We start from the raw sequence: 16,410 nt of genomic DNA, 5'->3' as shown, positions 1-16,410 counted from the left end.
GGCCTCGTCAACCGGATCGGGTGATCAGATCAGGTCAGACAGGGAAGAAACGGTAATGATGCGTCCTTCCGCCTCACCAAAGATCAGGTAATGGTCCAGCGGGTTCACCCCGGCCGCCTTCACATCACCATAACGGCTGAGATAGTCGGACGTGTCGAAGAAAGCGGACGGGTCGCGGCCTTCACGCCAGCCATAATCCTGGAAATGCTGCCAAGCCGTGATCTGGCCCTTGGCAACAGCGGCAGCCACATCCTTGTTGGTGGACAGATAATAGTCCTTGTCGAACAGCACATGCGGGTCACGGCCTTCAAACCGGCCATATTTGACGAAATGCTCTTCGCCGCTGGCCAGGAAGCCGGCTTTGACGGCGGCATCAACATCGGGATTTTGTTGACGGTAGAAATTCTCGTCGAACAGACCGCCTTCTACATGCTTCACATGCGGGGCGTCCAGCACCTTAACCTGGCCGTTAACAACCAAGAGCTCCACACTCGTCAGCGTATCGGTGCCTTCCCGTGCTGAAGTTACAGTGGTAATGCCCTTGTCAGTGACAATGGTGGGGGTGCCGCCGGTGGAGATCACCACGGCATCTATGCCGCTGCCGCCATCAAAGCGGTCATTGCCGCGCCCGCCATATAGGATGTCGTTACCACCCACCCCATTGATGACGTCATCGCCGGCAGCCCCCCACAGGATATCGGCCTTGTCTGTACCATTAACGGTTTGCGCCGTTTTCATTGTTACCTGTGTTACGACGGCGCCGTAGGTGCCAAAAGCACCCGGCACATTTTCGAAACCGATATTCAGCTTGTAGATGCTGGTTTTGGTGGGCATGAAGTCGATGATGGTGTCGCCTCTGGTTGGCTCGTAACGTCCATAATCCCCACCATCTTTGTACCCCATCAGGTAACCCTGATTATCGTAGATGCTCATACTGATTATATAATTGCTGGATAGGGCAAGAAATTCATAAGTTTCGCCTGCGGTAAGGTAGACGTCGACAAAGTCAAATCTCTCATAAGTGTTCAGAGTTCCGCCAATTGAATCTGAAACACTGCCGTCCGTTTGCAGAAATGGCACCATGGCCCCATCGGGAAATCGCCATGCATCCAACGAGGTTACTAGACGGGCATCGTCTGTCGTCCAGAAAGGGTTACGGTTTGTCATATTTTCACGCCTTTTTGGTTGATTAATATCTATTCATGGTAGTTTTTCTACCCAAAAATGGAAGCTACCATTCAATTGTGTCTAAGTGTATCCAAAATTTTGCCTATTCGGAGAATATGGGGTTGGCTTATGCAGCCATGCCCCCTGGGCTGGGGCCGTGTGTGATTTCTCTGGCTGTTGCGGGTCGCGGTTGGCTGTATTCCGGTGCCAGCCAATTTCCATCGGACGGAACAACCTGCCATGTCCTTCACGGCGAAAATCCTGCTTCTGGGCTCCGGCGAGCTGGGCCGCGAATTTGTCATCTCCGCCAAGCGCCTGGGGGCGCAGGTGATCGCCTGCGACGCCTATGACAATGCGCCGGCCATGCAGGTGGCCGATGGGCGGGAAGTTTTCCCCATGCTGGATGGGGAGAAGCTGCGCGCCGCCGTGGAAAAGCATCGCCCGGATTTCATCGTGCCGGAGGTGGAGGCCATCCGCACCGAAATGCTGGCGGAGCTGGAGGCGGAGGGGTTCCAGGTGGTGCCCACCGCGCGCGCCACGCAGATGACCATGAACCGCGACCGTATCCGCGAACTGGCCGCTGTTGATTTGGGCTTGCGCACCAGCCGTTACCGCTATGCCGAGAGCTTTGATGAGGTGCAGGCCGCCATCGCCCATACCGGCCTGCCCTGTGTCATCAAGCCGGTCATGTCCTCTTCCGGCAAGGGGCAGAGCACGGTGAAGGAAGAGGCGGCACTGGAAGCCGCCTGGAATTACGCGGTCGCCAATATGCGCGGCGACCGCGCCAAGGTGATCGTCGAAGAGTTCATTCCGTTTGAGTATGAAATCACCCTGCTGACCGTGCGCACCAAGGATGGCATCGTCTTCTGCCCGCCCATCGGCCACCGCCAGGAACGCGGTGACTATCAGGAAAGCTGGCAGCCGATGGCCATGCGCGCCGACCTGCTGGCAAAGGCGCAGGAAATGGCGGCCAAGGTGGTCAACGATTTGGGCGGTCACGGTATTTTCGGGGTGGAGTTCTTCGTCACTCAGGATGAGGTGATCTTCTCCGAACTCAGCCCCCGTCCGCATGATACGGGCATGGTGACGCTGGCCACACAGAACCTGTCGGAATTTGACCTGCACGCCCGCGCCATTCTGGGCCTGCCGATCCCGGGCGTTTCGCTGCGCGGCGCGGGGGCCAGCGCGGTGATTCTGGCCGACCGTAATGCCGATGATTTCGGTTTCACCGGTGTGGTGGAAGCATTGGCCACCGGCCGGCCGGACCAGAATGTCGATTTGCGCCTGTTCGGCAAGCCCGTCACCCGCCCCTATCGCCGCATGGGTGTGGCCCTGGCGCTGGGCACCGACACGGACGAGGCGCGCGCCACTGCGGCCGAGGCTGCCGGCAAGGTGAAGATCGAGTATCGTTAAGGGGGAGGCGGGCCTTGACGCCCGGCGAACCGGGGCAGGGGGAAGCTGCCGATGGGCGGATCGCCGCCGGCACCCCCGCTTTCCGGCGTACCAGTCTGGCCATGGCCGGGGCGGGCCTGACCACCTTTGCCCTGCTGTACCATGTGCAGCCGCTGCTGCCCCTGCTGGCTGACACGTTCAAGGTGGGGGCGGCGGAAAGCGCCTTGTCCCTGTCGCTCTCCACCGGGGCCCTGTCCATCTGCCTGTTGCTGGCCGGCAGCCTGTCGGAGGTGGTGGGGCGCAAGCCGGTGATGGTCGGCTCCCTGTTGCTCTCCTCCCTGCTCACCATCGCGGTCGCGCTTACCCCCTCCTGGCACGCGCTGCTGCTGGCGCGCATGTTGACCGGTGTGGCGCTGGCCGGGCTGCCGGCCATCGCCATGGCTTATCTGGGTGAGGAGATGCAGCCCAAGGCCCTGGGGCTGGCCATGGGGCTCTATATCGCCGCCTCTGCCCTGGGGGGCATGGTGGGCCGGCTGGTGACGGGCATCGCCGCCGATCATCTGGACTGGCACTGGATCGTCGCCGGGATCGGGATGCTGGGGCTGATCTCCGGCGCGACGCTCTGGCGCCTGCTGCCGCCCTCGCGCCAGTTCCGGCGCCAGTCGCCTGATCCCCGGGTTCTGATCGGCAGCCTGCTGGCCCAGTTCCGCGATCCGGGCCTGTGCATCCTGTTCGCCCTGGCCTTTCTGCTGATGGGCAGCTTTGTCGCTATCTATAATTTCATCGGTTTCCATCTGTTACAGCCGCCTTACAACCTGTCGCAAAGCGCTATCGGCCTGATCTTCAGCGCCTATCTGCTGGGCATGGGCGGGTCGGCCTGGATCGGGGCGCTGGCCGGACGTGTGGGGCGGCACCGGGTGCTGCCGGTGGGCATCACGCTGATGGCGACCGGCATGGGTTTGACGGCGCTGACGCCACTGCCCGCCATCATTGCCGGTATCGCACTGATGACCTTCAGCTTCTTCGCCGCCCATTCGGTGGCCAGCAGCTGGGTCAGCGCGCGGGCGACGACCGGCAAGGCGCAGGCATCCTCGCTTTATCTGTTCTTTTATTACATGGGCTCCAGCTTTGTTGGCAGTGGTGCCGGCCTCGCCTGGGAACGGGCGGGCTGGGGTGGGGTGGTGGCGCTGGTGGGGGGCCTGCTGGCCCTGGCGCTGCTGCTGGCCCTGTCCATGCGCCGTCATGCTTAAGCAGAGAGGGGCATTGTTTCAAGGCGTTACAATCGCCTTTGACATGGCCTTTATCGCCTGTGGTGGCGCTATTCCATGGGATTGCCGGGTGCTGGTGCATCCACCTGCCGCCCCCAGGCAATGCTGTTGATGCATAGCAACAGCATGATCTTTGACCAGACGGTTGGTCTGTAAAATAACGTTACACGCCGGAAACCATCCGCTGCTTTCCCTGGGCATATGCCGGTTGTATTGTCCCGATTGGTTGGGGGACGACGGGGCGCTGTGAAAGCTGTTGCCGGCGAAGGGTTCCCCTTATCCGGAAACCCCGCCCGTAGCCGGGGCCGATAAAATGGTGATCCCCATGAGCATTCAGCCGTTGCCCTCCCGCGCCGAGCAGAGCCAACCCCCTTTCGCCCTGCGTCAGCCGCCGGCCCGGCCTGCCCGTGGCAAGTTGAAATGGATCATCGGGGGGCTGGTGCTGGTGGCCCTGATCGGGGCTGGCACCTGGCTGGCGCTGAAACAGCAGGGTAAGACAGGGGCCGCAACGGCGGCTGGGGAGCATAAGGGCGGCAGCGTGCTGACCGTTACCACCACCAAGGTGACCGAACAGACGGTTGCCCGCTCCATGCTGGTGACCGGCTCGCTGGCCGCCTGGGATGAACTGCCCATCGGCACCCAGACATCCGGTCTGGCCATTGTCGAGGTGCTGGTGGATGAAGGCGACAGCGTGAAGGCTGGCCAGTTGCTGGCACGTTTTGACGACAGCGTGCTGCGCGCCGATCTCGCCTCACGCGAGGCATCGCTGCGTGAGGCTGAGGCGCTGGCGACGGAAGCTGATGCCAATATCCGCCGTGCAGAGGATCTGGCCCGTACCGGCGCCATCTCCACCCGCGATCTGGATGCCCGCCGCTCCACCGCGCTGACTACCAAGGCCCGCGTGCGCGTAGCACAGGCGGCACGCGATCAGGCGGCCGTGCGCCTGAAACAGACGGAGGTGCGCAGCCCCACCGATGGCACGGTTGCCCGCCGCAATGCCCGTCTGGGCGCGGTGATGTCGGCCGGGGGCACGGAACTGTTCCGCATCATCCGCGATGATCGGGTGGAACTGGTGGCCGATGTGCCGGAAATTGATCTGCGCTCCATGCAGGTGGGCCAGCCGGCCGAACTGTCCATGACCGATGCGCAGGGCAAGCCCTTTGTCGGTACGGTGCGCCTGATCTCCCCCGTGGTGGATGTGAAGACGCGCATCGGCACGGTGAAGATCGCCGTGCCGCATGATCCGCAGTTGCGCCCCGGCATGTTCGTTTCCGCCCGCGTCACCACCGGCAGCCAGCTGGCTCCGGTGGTGCCGGAGGCAGCGCTGGTTTACCGCGATGCCCGCACCTATGCCGTCGTCGCTTCGGCAGAGACCGCCGCCAACGGGCACCGCACGGTGGAAGCGCGCGAGCTGGAGGTGGCCAGCCGCGCCGACGGGCGCGCCGCCATTACCAAGGGCCTGAAAGCCGGGGAAGAGGTCGTGCTGACCGGTGCTGCCTATCTCAAGGATGGGGAGGAGGTGAACGTCACCCCCACCCCCGGCGGCGGCGATATCAAGCCGCTGCCGGTACAAAAATAACCACGCCGTCCGCACGCACGCTATTCCTAAGCGAAGGAACCCGGTCATGAGCCGTGGCAATATCTCAGCGGTCGCCATCCGCAACCCGGTGCCCACCATCGTTCTGTTCATCATCCTGACGCTGGCGGGCCTGATCTCCTTCTGGCGGATGGATATTACCGGTAACCCGGATATCGATTTCCCGGTCGTCAATGTCAATGTCAGCCGCCCCGGTGCCGCCCCGTCGGAACTGGAACAGGAGGTGACAAAGAAGGTCGAGGATGCGGTTTCCAACATCACCGGTATCGACCATGTGCAGTCGACGGTGACGGACGGCAATTCCAACACCACGATCGAATTCAAGATCGGCTATGACACCGACCGCGCCGTCAATGACGTGCGCGATGCGGTCAGCCGTATCCGGTCCGATCTGCCGCAGGATATCTATGAACCGCAGGTTCAGCGGCTGGATGTCACTGGCGACAGCATCCTTTATTACACGGTATCTTCCCCCCACCGGTCGGTCGAACAGCTTTCCTGGCTGATCGACAGCGAGATCGGGCGGGCCCTGAAGCGTGTCGATGGCGTGGGCGAGGTGGAGCGGATCGGCGGTCTGCAGCGCGAAATCCGCGTCAATCTGGACCCGACGCGGATGATGGCGCTGGGCGTGACCGCCGGTGAGGTGAACCAGCAGTTACAGCAATTGAATGTGGATATGCCGGGTGGCCGGGGTACCGTGGGGGCGACGGAACAATCCATCCGCACGCTGGGCCGTGCCCAGTCGGTGGATGATCTGCGCAACCTGGAAATCGCCCTTCCCGGCGGGCGCAAGGTGCGGGTGTCCGACATCGCGGATGTGGTGGACGGCACGTCGGAACTGCGCAACGTGTCCCGCCTGAACGGCGTGCCGGCCGTGGGTTTTGCCATCAACCGTTCCCCCAATTCCAGCGAGGTCACCATCTATAATGGGGTGGTCAAGTCGCTGGAGGAACTGAAGAAGCAATATCCCGACCTGACCTTCAAGCTGATCATCTCCAACGTCAAATTCACGGTGGACAGCTATCACGCCTCCATCGAGGCGCTGCTGGTCGGTGCCGTGCTGGCGGTGGGTGTCGTCTGGTGGTTCCTGCGGGACAGCCGTGCGACGTTGATTTCCGCCCTGGCCATGCCTTTGTCCACCATCCCCACCTTCCTGGCGATGGATATGCTGGGCTTCACGCTGAATGGCATCACCATGCTGGCCTTGGCCCTGGTGGTGGGCATTCTGGTGGATGATGCCATCGTGGAGATCGAGAATATCGTTCGCCACATGAACCAGGGCAAACGGCCATACAAGGCGGCCCTGGAGGCGGCGGACGAGATCGGGTTGGCGGTGGTGGCCACCACCATGACCATCGTGGTCGTGTTCGTGCCCGTCTCCTTCATGCCCGGTGTGGCCGGCCAGTATTTCCGCTCCTTCGGGATCACGGTGGCGGTGGCGGTGCTGTTCTCCCTGCTGGTGGCACGTTTGCTGACACCGCTGATGGCAGCCTATCTGCTGAAACCGGTGGCCCATCCGGAACCGGAAGCCGGCCGCTGGACACGCCGTTACCTGGGTGCGCTGAACTGGTGCCTGCATCATCGCAAATCGACCATTGCGGGCGGCTTCCTGTTCTTCGTTGCCTCCATCGGGTTGATGACGGCCCTGCCCACCGGCTTTCTGCCCAGCCAGGATATCGGCTTCTCCAACCTGCAGATGGAAATGCCGCCGGGGACGAATTTGCAGCAGATGGATGAGATGGTGCAGCGCGCCGCCCTGATCCTCAGGGCCCAGCCGGAGGTGGATGCCACCTGGGCGCGGGCTGGCCGTGGCGGGCAGGTGCGCAAAGGCTCCATCATCGTGCTGTTGAAGGACCGGTCGGAGCGCGTGCATCAGAAGGATTTCGAAACCCGCGTGATGCCGGAATTGCAGAAGCTGCCGGGCATCCGCTTCAGCTTCAATTCCACCGGCGGCTTCGGCAACCGTGATGTCTCCATCATGCTGACCAGCGAGAATGGCCCGCTGCTGGATGAACATGCCGCCAAGGTGCTGGCGGAAATGCGCCAACTGCCGATCTTGAAGAATGTCTCCACCACCGCGCCGTTGCAGCGGCCGGAAATCCAGATCAAGCCGATGTTTGACCGTGCGGCTGAACAGGGGGTCTCTGTCTTCGCCATCGGTCAGGTGGCCAAGGTGGCGACGCTGGGCGAGATCGACACCAATTCCGCCAAGTTCAACCTGGGCGACCGGCTGGTGCCGATCCGGGTGCAGTTGGACCAGGATATGCGCGGCGATCTGGATGTGCTGGCCAATCTGCGGGTCCGTACCAATACCGGTGCCACGGTGCCGGTCAGTGCGGTGGCGGAAATCAGCATGGGTTCCGGCGCAGTGCAGATCGACCGTTTCGACCGTGCCCGCCGCGTCTCCATCCAGGCTGACCTGAACGGGGCAGAGCTGGGCGATGCGATGAAGGCGATCAATGCGCTGCCCTCCATGTCGCACATGCCGGCCGGCGTGTCGAAGCCGGCCTATGGCGGGTCGGAGCAGATGCAGATCCTGTTCATGGGCTTCATCGTGGCGCTGGGCACTGCCTTCTTGCTGATCATCGCGGTGCTGGTGCTGCTGTTCCATAACTTCTTCCAGCCGGTCACCATCATGATGGCGCTGCCCTTGTCGCTGGGCGGGGCGGTGATCTTCCTGCTGATCTTCGGCATGTCCATCTCCATGCCGGCGTTGATCGGTATCCTGATGCTGATGGGGATCGTCACCAAGAACTCCATCCTGCTGGTGGAATATGCCATCGTCGCCATGCGTGACCATGGGATGAGCCGGCTGGAAGCCTTGACGGATGCCGGTGCCAAGCGTGCCCGCCCCATCATCATGACCACGATTGCCATGATCGCCGGCATGGTGCCGATTGCGGCGGGTTGGGGCGCGGATACGGAATTCCGCCAGCCGATGGCGGTGGCGGTGATCGGTGGTCTGGTGACCTCCACCCTGCTGTCGCTGGTGTTCGTGCCGACCTTCTTCACGCTGATGGATGATCTTCAGCGCAAGATGAGCCCGCTGTTCAGCCGGCTGATCACGCCGAAGGAACCGGAACTGCCGCTGCGTCCGCATGTGGTGGATGGGGAGTGATCCGGGCGATCTTGGAAATGAAAAGGGCGGTCCCGTGGGGCCGCCCTTTTTTTACTGATGATACTTGTGAGGATCAGATCACAAGCCTTTGTTCAAGAATGGCGAAGGTTTGTTTGGCGCCCGTTACCAACCGGTCGGCCGCCGGCCCTTCCGCTGGATGTCGGGCCAGCCGTTCCCGCATCGCCGCCCACATCGGCCCGTTCTGTCGCCCATAACCCTGGAAATAGGCATAGCCGGCGCCATCGCGCAGGCCCAGCCGCGTTTCCAGATGCCGGGCGATCACCTGCCCACCCAGGGTGGACCCTTCCAGCACATAAAGCGATCCCATGGCCGCGTCGGCATCCGCCAGCGGCGGCAGGGGGCCGTCCGCTGGCAAGGGGGCCAGGTCAAAATGGGCCAGATCGTCGCTCAACAAGGGTGTCCGGTCACGTCCGGTCAGCAGGTCGTGCTCGTCCGACAACAGCCCGTGGGCCAGCGGCTGCCAGCCGCACCAGAAACGGTGAAACTGCCGCAGAATGGCGTGATAGCGCGCCATCTCCAGGGTGGGGGAGAGCAGGTTCAGTGTCCTTTCCAGCGCTTCATGCTGCGGCCTTGTCTCCACCCGCAGCCGTTCCAGCAGTCGGCTCATGCCCCATCACCCGGCCCCCGCCGCCGTACCACGGCGGCGGTTGGCACGCGCATCCGCACCTGCAACCCGTCGGGTTGCCAGTCGATTTCCGCCTTGCCGGCCAGTTGATGTTCCATGTTCTGGCGGATCACCAATGTGCCGAAGCCCCGGCGTTCCGGGGGCGTCACCGGCGGCCCATCGCTTTCCCGCCACTCCAGGGTCAATTGTCGCCCCTGATCGGTAAAGCCCCAGTCGATGGAGAGCCGCCCCTCGGGCAGTGACAGTGCCCCATGCTTGGCGGCATTGGTGGCCAGTTCATGCAGCACCATGGCGAAGGCCTGGGCTGCCTCCGGGACCAGCAGCAATTGGGGGCCCTGGATGCTGACATGGCTGGCATAGGGGGCCATTTCCTCCCGCACCAACTGCCCCAGCTCCGCCCCTTCCCAACGTGACCGGGCCAGCAGCGTATGGGCGCGGGCCAGGGCGGCAATGCGGCCTTCGATGGTTTGCACGAAACTGTCGCGCGATGTCATGGGCGTCAGCCGCACCATGGCCAGCACCACCGCCAGCATGTTCTTGGCGCGGTGATCCACCTCCTGCATCAGCAGGGCCTGGCGTTCCTCCGCCGCGCGTCGTTCGGTGGTGTCCAGGGTGATGCCGGCCATCCGCAGGGGCCGGCCCAGCGCATCATAGGTGCCGCGCCCGCGCAGTTGCAGCCAGCAGAGGCTGCCATCCGGGCGCGGTATGCGGCATTCCACGGCCAGTTCGGTGCCATTTTCCAGCGCGGTGGCCACACTCTGCACCACATGCGGCAGGTCATCAGGATGGATGGTGGCGCGCACGGCGGCCCTGCTGACTGTCTCCGGCGCCTGTCCCCCGTTGCCCAAACCCAGATGCCGGGCGCAGACATCGGAAATCACCACCCGGCTGCTTTCGACATCCAGTTCCCAACTGCCCAGATTGCTGGCCGTCAGCACGAAGCGCAGTCGCGCTTCACTGGCCTTCAGCGCCTCCTCGGTCTCCCGGTGCTGCTGGCGGCGGCGCGCTTCCGTCAGCGCGCGCAAAATGGCGGCGGGCAGACGCTGCAGCCGCTGTTTGCCGACGAAATCCACCGCACCGCTTTGCAGCGATTCCACTGCCACCTCTTCCCCCAGCACGCCGGAAACGAAGATGAAGGGCACGTCGGGCACCGACTGCCGCGCCAGGGCCAGGGCGGCGTTCCCATCAAAGCTGGGCAGGGCATAATCGGACAGGATGAGATCAACACCGCCTTCATCCAGGGCCTGGATGAAGGCGGCACGGGTCATCACCCGCTTGATCTCTACCGTCAGGCCGGTTTCGGTGATGCGTTCGCGCACCAGTTCCGCATCGGCGGGGCTATCCTCCACATGCAGGATGTGCACGGTTTCAGCGGCGCCAGGCCGCAGGGCCGGATGGGACAGGCTCATAGGCGGGCGGCCTCACGCGGGGGCGGCTCGTTCAGCACGGCCCAGAACATGCCAAGATCGCGGATGGCCATGAAGAAAGCCTGGAAATCCACGGGCTTGACGACGAAGGCATTGACGCCCAGCCGGTAGGAGGCCAGCAGGTCGCGTTCCTCCCGCGAGGAGGTCAGCATCACCACCGGCATGGTGCGCAGTTCGGCCGTACCTTTCAGCACCTCCAGCACCTGCAGCCCATCCACCTTGGGCAATTTCAGGTCCAACAGTACCACCGCAGGGTCGGTGCTGTTGCGGGCGGCATAACGGCCCCGGCGCAGCAGATAGTCCAAAGCCTCTGCCCCGTCGCGCATGACCACCACATCATTGGCCAGGCCACAGCGTTCCAGCGCCGCCAAGGTCAGTTCGATATCCTTGGGACTGTCTTCCACCAGCAGGATCGGTTTCAATTCCGCCATCTCAATCCGCTCCTTTCCAGACGGGCAAGGTAAAGAAGAAGGCAGCCCCTTCACCCTCCTTGCCCTCCGCCCAGCTGCGTCCGCCATGCCGTTCGACAATGCGGCGCACATTGGCCAGCCCGATGCCGGTGCCTTCGAACTCCTCCACATGGTGCAGGCGCTGGAAGACACCGAACAGCTTGTCGACATAGGCCATGTCAAAGCCGACACCATTGTCACGGACCGCGAACGTCACTTCATCCGGGCCGGGTCGCGCAGTGATAACGATTTCGGCGGGATTTCGCTCCCTGGTGAATTTCAGCGCATTGTCCAGCAGGTTCTGCATGACCAGCCGCACCATCATCGGATCGGCCCGCACCACGCCCAGATCATCCACCTGCCAGCGGATATCGCGGCCCTGCTGATCGGTGATCAGCCGGTGGCGGGCTTCGCGCAGCACCTCATTCATGTCGGTGCGCCGCAGGTTGAGCGTGGCACGGCCCATCTGGGAGAAGGAGAGCAGGTTATCCACCAGCGTGCCGGCGGCAAAGGCGGCTTCGATGATGCTGTCAATATAGTGACGGCCGCGCGGGCTGAACCGGTCGCCCTCCCGTTCCCGCAGCAACTCGGCAAAACCGACAATATGGCGGAAGGGTGCCCGCAGATCATGGGAAACGGAATAGGAGAAAGCTTCCAGCTCCTTGTTGGAGCGCTTCAGCTCCGCCGTCAGGGCGGCCAGTTCCTCCGCCTTGCGCAGCACCACCCCGACAATGGCGGAGCGCAGCTCCGCTGCTGCCGTCAGGGCCGCCTCGTCCCAGGCGGCGGACGTATCGCTTACCGTCTCACGCCAGATGTCGAATGACCGGCGCGGGTGCAGGCGGCCATCCTCGACAGACACATGCTTTTCGCCGGGATTGCCACCCCATTCCACGGTCTGGATCACCTCTGGCCGGAACCAGATCACATAGGCCGGATGGATTTGTGAGATGCCGATGGCCAGCATCCCGGCGGCCTGATGCTTGAGGGCGGCGGCTGGGGGCCAGAGGCCGGGCAGGTGATCGGTGGCGAAAACCTCCCGCTCCCCCCGTTCCACCAGCCAGGCGGCCAGTGCTTCCACCTGTTCGGCGGCGGGGGTGTCCCCCAGGCGGATGATATGGTCGCCAAACAGGATGGCCACCCCGGTCGCATCCACCAGCCGGCGCAGATCGTTCTCGCTGCGGGTCAGCGCATCCAGGAAGTTTTCGGATTCCGCCATGCGCGCCAGCAGTACCACCTGCAGGGCGCGCAGTTCATTCCGGCGTTCCGACTGTGCCACCCGACCCCGCGCCGCCACCTGAAGGGAGAGGATCTGGCCCAGATGGTCACAGGCGGTGCGGGCATGGAAGGGGATGCGGAACGGTTGGGCATGGTGGCAGGAAATCAGCCCCCACAGCCGCCCATCGCAGAGAATGGAGACCGACATCGATGCCAGTGTGCCCATATTGCGCATATATTCCAGATGCACGGGCGAGACACTGCGCAGGGCTGACATGGAAAGGTCCAGGTGAGCCGGGCTTGCGTTGCCGTCATCTGGTGCCAGCCCCAGCAGCGCCACCGGCTGATAATGGGCATCGGGGATGATGCGCAGCCGGTTGCGCTGGTAAAGCGCGCGGGCCTGGGCCGGAATATCGGAGGCGGGAAACCGCAGGCCAAGATAGGAGGGCAGGGTACCATTGCCATCCTCGGCAATTACCTGGCCGTGCCATTGCGCATCAAAACGGTAGATCAGCACCCGGTCGACACCGGTGATGCGGCGCATTTCCCTTGCTGCCAGCGCACACAGGGCCTGTTCGGTTTCCGCCTCGTGCACGGTCTCCACAAAGGCGCGGACCAGCGGATAAACATCCTGGAAGGAAGAAGCGCCGCTGCCGGCCTCCTCCTCCATCTCCAGGATCACCAGATCGTCGCTGCGATGGGCCAGCACATGCAAAGGGCTGCTGCCGCCCTGGCGTGGTGCCAGGGTGCAGAGATGATGCGGCGGCCCCGGTTCCGCCATGCGGATGGCGGCCAGCGCCGGATCGGGCAGGTCTGGCATGGCCTTATCCAGCCGCAAACCTAGGGGTGATTCGCAATCCAACCCCAGATAGGTGCCAGCATTGGCGCTGGCATAGCGGATGACAAGCGTCTCCGGATCCAGGGCCAGTAGAAAACCGAAAGGCTGGATCGCGCCCGGTATATGGATCGGCTCCCGGTCACAGATGGAAAAATCCGGGGGAGCGGCGCTTTCGGTCATGCCTTGCCTTCTATGCTCGGGTCATTCTGAAATCCTATACAGAGTTGGAATCAATCCCGCGACCAGACGCCCTGCCTATCGCTTGGGGTTTCCGCTTTACCCATAAAGTCGTATTCATCTGGAGAGGGCGGTTTCAGAGGGAGCATAGGGACAGATGACTGACGCGATCAGGCAGGTCAGGGCAAGGGCACGCCGCAAGGCGGCCGGGCTTGTGCGTCTGGAATTCTGGGTACCGGCGGACAAGCGGGATCAGGTGCGTATGCTGGTGGGGGAGCTGTTGGCCGAAGGGCCGGCGGCGCCAGCATCGATTCTGGTACAGCCGCCGGCCACCGCCGCCCCGCCACCGCCGGAACCCGCACCCGCCGCCCTGCCGGCAACGCCTGCTGTCGTGCCGGAAGTGGCGGGCCGCCGCCGCCGGCTGATCACCGATATTGGCGGTTTGCTGGATTGATCCCCGGCCCCTCAGCGGCCTGATCAGCTTGTGCGGCTGTGGCATCCGGGCCCAGCCGCTGCACCATGGCGGCCAGGGTACCATTGTCCCGCAAGGTCTGAAGGGCGCTGTTCACCGCTGCCACCGTGACAGTACCGGCAGGGGAAACGAGACAGGCGCGGGACACGGGCGGAAGGCCCAGCGTCTCCGTTTGTGCCGTTTCGGCCAGGGCGGGGTTTGCCTGCGTTGCCTGCCGCCAGGCCGTGGCCGACAGAACCACGGCATCAAGCCGGCCGCCGGCCAGTTTGCGGAGATTGGCCGTGTCGCTGCGGGCATCTTCCCGGATCAGGCTGCTGTTGTTGAACAGGCCTTCCAGCATCGGCGGATAGACAGCGCCCAAGACGGAGCCGACCCGCTTTCCCGCCAGCCCGGCCAATGTCGGGGGGCTGTTGAAGTGACGGGAGAGGACAATGATGTCCTGTTCAATAAAAAGCGGGGTGCTGAACGCACTCTCGGTAAAGCCGGGCTCCTGGCCGGCGCTGGCCAGGCAATAGAGATCGATATTACCGCTTACCAGTTCCGGGCCCAGCCGGTTGCGGGGCAGGTGTCGGAACTGGGGATCGCGGTCCAGTATCTCTGCCAGCGCCAGCCCCAGTTCATGCAGGAAACCGCCGGCGAGACCGCCGTCATTTACCCAGGCATAGGGCGGTTCATTGAAATCGCCGTAGGCCATGATCAGATTGCCCTGGCGGGCACAGGCGGGCGATCCGCATACCACCGCCATGCCCAGCAACATGGCGCCGATCCACCCTCGCATTCCTTGGTAACCCCATTTCCTTAAAGAGAATCCAGCCTAGCGGATGGAAGAATGCGGGGTCAAATACAGAATTTATAATAAATTTTAAACAACCGTGCGTAAATATGGAGATGTGGATATGCAATTTCCGACCGGAGTGAGTATGGCAAAGATTGATCTTTGTTAATTGTTAATTATGACTATTTTTCTGCGGGATTGGTGAAAAACAGCCTTGGTGGTATTACAGCGAGACGGTGGGGTTGCTTTTACGACGGACCATCTTGCCCCGCCCGCCCGGCACCTCCGCCATGAAGATCACCAGATTAAGGCTGCCGGCAATCACCTCCACAAACTTGTCGCCCGTGCTGGGCAGCCGCACCTTGCGTTCGATGCAGAAATTCACCAGCGATGCCGCCAGTTCGGCGGCAGAGCGTTGGATGGGGGTGCGCTTGCCGTCATTATCCTCAATGATCAGGGTGGCGGAGACCGGCTCCTCAACCAGTTCCAGCGCCACCACTTGGCCGACCGGAATGGGCAGCCGCTGTTTGCGCATCAGGTCGATGATGGCCTGAATGGATTCCCGCTCGGTAAAACCCAGGGTGCGCATTTCCTTCATATCCGGTTCTCCTGCCGCTCTTCATCCGCAGGGTGCGATGGCGGCGTGCCGGATGCAAGTCTGTGCGTATTTTTCAGCGCCAGCAGGGTCTGGTGGAACTGCATCAACCGATCCTCATTGGCGCCCAGCAGGGCCGGGCGGTCGGCACTGGCGGTGCCGATCTGCACCTCCGCCGCGATGGCGCGATCTTCCCCCAGCAGGGTTTCGTTCAGCGCGGTCAGGTGGCTTTCCACCGCCGCGCGGGCGGCCCCTTCCTTGCCTCCCAGGGCCAGACAAAGCCGGTAGCGCAGGATAAAGCGGCCGGGGCCGGTCGGCTCATAGGTCTGGACGGAGATCAGGCGGCCGGCAGTGATGCCGATGGCCAGATTGGGGAACAGGTGCAGATGGACATAATGGTCCAGCCCTGGCACGGCCAGCAGCCCCAGCCGCTTGCCCACGCCCTCCCACCAGCGCAGCGCCTCGGCCCGCATCCCGGCATGGCCGATGGAATGCGGGCACTGATATGCCACCCGCCAGCTGCCATCCACCACACTGCGGAAGCTTTCCGGGTGAACGGCATCGACGTGATAGACCTCCAGCACATTTTCGATACCGATCTTCCAGTCGGCTGCCCAGGGCTGGGCCACCTGGCTGAAGGCGGGGCCGAACCCGTCGGACAGCCGTTGCAGCAATTCCCCGTGCGGGGCCACCGCATCGGCCAGCGATGGCCCCTCGGCGGCGATGCGGACGAAGATGAAACGGCCGATGCGGTCCAGCGCGAAACGTTTCAAGGCCAGCCCCTGCTTGGCCGCGCGGTCCAGGCCAAAACAATCCTGGTTGCCGGGAATGCCCAGCGGCACGCCTTCCCGATCATAGGCCCAGCCGTGATAGGGGCAGCGCAGTCCGCTATCCTGTCCGGCCTCTGCTGCCTTCAGCCGGGCGAATCGATGGGTGCAAACATTGCGGAAGGCGCGTAAATCGCCATCCATATTGATCACCAGCACCGGCTCCCCGGCAATCTGCCGGGTCAGGAAACGGCCCGGTTCCGCCAGTTCCTCGGCAAAGCCGACAAACTGCCACTGATGGGTAAAGATGCCGGCCTGCTCGGCCGCATGAAGGCCCGGGTCCAGGTAATCGGCGGGGTGGAGCAGGGCGGGTTTGGCGATCATGCGCGGGCAGCCCCCGAAAGGCGGCCCGGCGGCGGCTGCCGGGCCTGTCCTGCCGGGATATCCTGCCCGGATGTGGGGCGCAAGCAACCCTTGCATCGGGGGGCCGCGTTTGCGCACTCTGCC

General features: G+C 63.2%; 13 protein-coding genes. 5 read left to right on the top strand and 8 right to left on the bottom strand.

Annotation, left to right across the window (positions count from 1 at the left end):
- Positions 1-24 precede the first annotated feature (24 nt).
- Complete coding sequence (locus PCJ49_RS02810; RefSeq protein ID WP_269909612.1) at positions 25-1,167, bottom strand: hypothetical protein; 1,143 nt, start codon at positions 1,165-1,167, stop codon at positions 25-27.
- A gap of 204 nt (positions 1,168-1,371) precedes the next feature.
- Here PCJ49_RS02810 and purT point away from each other — a divergent pair, with 204 nt between their 5' ends.
- The 4 genes from purT (at position 1,372) to PCJ49_RS02790 (ending at position 8,542) form a co-directional block, all read left to right on the top strand.
- Positions 1,372-2,580 carry a formate-dependent phosphoribosylglycinamide formyltransferase gene (gene purT, locus PCJ49_RS02805; protein ID WP_269909611.1) on the top strand — a complete coding sequence of 403 codons (1,209 nt, stop codon included), beginning with the start codon at positions 1,372-1,374 and terminating at the stop codon, positions 2,578-2,580.
- Positions 2,581-2,594: 14 nt separating this feature from the next.
- Positions 2,595-3,809: an MFS transporter gene (locus PCJ49_RS02800; RefSeq protein WP_269909610.1), complete on the top strand. Its 1,215-nt coding sequence runs from the start codon at positions 2,595-2,597 to the stop codon at positions 3,807-3,809.
- Positions 3,810-4,152: 343 nt separating this feature from the next.
- Positions 4,153-5,406, top strand: a complete 1,254-nt coding sequence (locus tag PCJ49_RS02795; RefSeq protein ID WP_269909609.1) for an efflux RND transporter periplasmic adaptor subunit — start codon at positions 4,153-4,155, stop codon at positions 5,404-5,406.
- 46 nt (positions 5,407-5,452) lie between these two features.
- Positions 5,453-8,542, top strand: a complete 3,090-nt coding sequence (locus PCJ49_RS02790) for an efflux RND transporter permease subunit (RefSeq protein WP_089286975.1) — start codon at positions 5,453-5,455, stop codon at positions 8,540-8,542.
- Positions 8,543-8,615: 73 nt separating this feature from the next.
- Here the strand turns inward: PCJ49_RS02790 and PCJ49_RS02785 are convergent, their stop codons facing one another.
- Genes PCJ49_RS02785 through PCJ49_RS02770 form a run of 4 tightly spaced genes read right to left on the bottom strand, consistent with a single transcriptional unit; the run spans position 8,616 to position 13,297 of the window.
- Entirely contained in the window at positions 8,616-9,170 is a 555-nt protein-coding gene (locus PCJ49_RS02785; protein ID WP_269909608.1) for a biliverdin-producing heme oxygenase, read from the bottom strand.
- Entirely contained in the window at positions 9,167-10,597 is a 1,431-nt protein-coding gene (locus PCJ49_RS02780; RefSeq protein ID WP_269909607.1) for an HWE histidine kinase domain-containing protein, read from the bottom strand. The genes PCJ49_RS02785 and PCJ49_RS02780 overlap by 4 nt, the downstream gene beginning before the upstream one ends.
- Positions 10,594-11,046 (bottom strand): response regulator, encoded by a 453-nt coding sequence (locus PCJ49_RS02775; RefSeq protein ID WP_153205633.1) that lies wholly within the window; start codon positions 11,044-11,046, stop codon positions 10,594-10,596. The genes PCJ49_RS02780 and PCJ49_RS02775 overlap by 4 nt, the downstream gene beginning before the upstream one ends.
- A 1-nt stretch (position 11,047) precedes the next feature.
- Positions 11,048-13,297 (bottom strand): ATP-binding protein, encoded by a 2,250-nt coding sequence (locus PCJ49_RS02770; RefSeq protein ID WP_269909606.1) that lies wholly within the window; start codon positions 13,295-13,297, stop codon positions 11,048-11,050.
- Between the two features lie 154 nt (positions 13,298-13,451).
- Between PCJ49_RS02770 and PCJ49_RS02765 the strand changes: the two genes are divergently transcribed.
- Complete coding sequence (locus PCJ49_RS02765; RefSeq protein ID WP_269909605.1) at positions 13,452-13,748, top strand: hypothetical protein; 297 nt, start codon at positions 13,452-13,454, stop codon at positions 13,746-13,748.
- Here PCJ49_RS02765 and PCJ49_RS02760 read toward each other — a convergent pair.
- The 3 genes from PCJ49_RS02760 to PCJ49_RS02750 form a co-directional block, all read right to left on the bottom strand.
- The gene (locus PCJ49_RS02760; protein ID WP_269909604.1) at positions 13,720-14,544 is read right to left on the bottom strand and encodes a transporter substrate-binding domain-containing protein; all 825 of its coding nucleotides are present in this window, start codon (positions 14,542-14,544) and stop codon (positions 13,720-13,722) included. The genes PCJ49_RS02765 and PCJ49_RS02760 overlap by 29 nt on opposite strands.
- 220 nt (positions 14,545-14,764) lie before the next feature.
- Positions 14,765-15,139, bottom strand: coding sequence for a hypothetical protein (locus PCJ49_RS02755; RefSeq protein ID WP_269909603.1), 375 nt, complete (start codon positions 15,137-15,139; stop codon positions 14,765-14,767).
- On the bottom strand, positions 15,136-16,287 hold the full coding sequence (locus PCJ49_RS02750; RefSeq protein WP_269909602.1) for an aromatic ring-hydroxylating dioxygenase subunit alpha: 1,152 nt from the start codon (positions 16,285-16,287) through the stop codon (positions 15,136-15,138). The genes PCJ49_RS02755 and PCJ49_RS02750 overlap by 4 nt, the downstream gene beginning before the upstream one ends.
- Positions 16,288-16,410: the final 123 nt, after the last annotated feature.

This window comes from Niveispirillum sp. BGYR6 (genome assembly GCF_027568365.1).
Taxonomy (GTDB): Bacteria; Pseudomonadota; Alphaproteobacteria; order Azospirillales; family Azospirillaceae; genus Niveispirillum.
The sequence above is the reverse complement of the archived record's forward strand: the minus strand, read 5'-3'. Positions and strand labels throughout refer to the sequence as shown.